A 1,119-nucleotide genomic window follows, 5' to 3' on the forward strand; every position below is an offset into this window, starting at 1 on the left:
GTAACCTATCTCATCGATAATCAATAACTTCGGTGCCATCACTGAACGTGATAAATAGTGTTTCAGTTTGTTTTGGCGTTTTGCCGTTGAAAGCTGTAACATCAGGTCTGCCGCTGTCGTAAAACGTGTTTTTTTCTTGGCTTCAACGGCTTTCAACCCTAAACCGATCGCAAGATGTGTTTTACCCACTCCACTTGGCCCTAGCAACACAACATTTTCATTCCGTTCAATAAATGTCAGCGCACTTAATTCTTGTATTTGCTGTTTCGGAATACCCGTAGCAAATTTAAAATCAAATGCACTCAGCGCCTTATGGGCTGGAAATCCCGCCATCTGACTCAGCATACTGCGTGTACGTTCATCGCGGTGTTTTTGTTCATTGTTCAATAATGCGAGTAAAAATTCGCCGTAGCTTTTGTTCTGAGCAATAGACTGCTCAGCCAATGATGGCCAAAGCGTTGAAACTGCGCTCAGTTTTAATGAAGCGCACAGGTATTCAATTTGTTCATGCAGTAACATAATTTTCCTCTAACAGCGCATCATAGACTTTGATTGGGTGTTGTAAATTAACGGAACCATGTGGTGGAACGACGGGTATATTCAGGGAAGACCCTGTCGAGATGACATGCTCAACGACTGCCGGTAAAGGTTGAAGAAACTTGACTTCGTCAACAAGTCTATCAGCCGGTTTCTCTTGCGTAGTGCCATGACGCCGTTGATGGGCAATGCGCTGTAGCCATGGGCCAATTTTTGCGTTCGCTATTTCAACATCCAACTCAAGGTTCTGAGCCCGAAGTTCCGCCTTAAGTGGCACGATAAAGCTATTTTTTAGGTAATGGTTAAAACGCTCGACTTTGCCTTTCGTTTTGGCCCGATAAGGCTGGCAAGCGGTCAACTTAAAGCCATAATCTTTTGACATCTGAAGCATTTCCACATGCAGTTTATGCTCACCTTCTGCATAGGCATCTCGCTTGACAATCAGGGTTTTTGCGTTATCACAAAGAACTTGTTGAGGCACGCCGCCAAAGTAATCGAACGCTTCTTTTAAACCCTGTTGCCAAGCGCTGGCTCGTTCATTATCAAAGAACTTAACGTAACAAGCGCGGGAATAGCTTAATG

Annotated in this window: 2 protein-coding genes; both read right to left on the reverse strand. The window is 44.1% G+C overall.

Annotated elements, in window-relative coordinates; genetic code table 11:
* Window positions 1–519 (reverse strand): ATP-binding protein (locus tag SC428_RS22055; protein WP_318710344.1); only part of this gene is annotated, 519 nt, incomplete at its 3' end.
* Window positions 506–1,119: IS21 family transposase (gene istA / locus SC428_RS22060; RefSeq protein ID WP_318710345.1), on the reverse strand; the 614-nt coding region annotated here is incomplete at its 5' end. The genes istA and SC428_RS22055, both read right to left, overlap by 14 nt.

The organism is Providencia sp. 2023EL-00965 (genome assembly GCF_033550225.1).
Taxonomy (GTDB): Bacteria; Pseudomonadota; Gammaproteobacteria; order Enterobacterales; family Enterobacteriaceae; genus Providencia; species Providencia manganoxydans.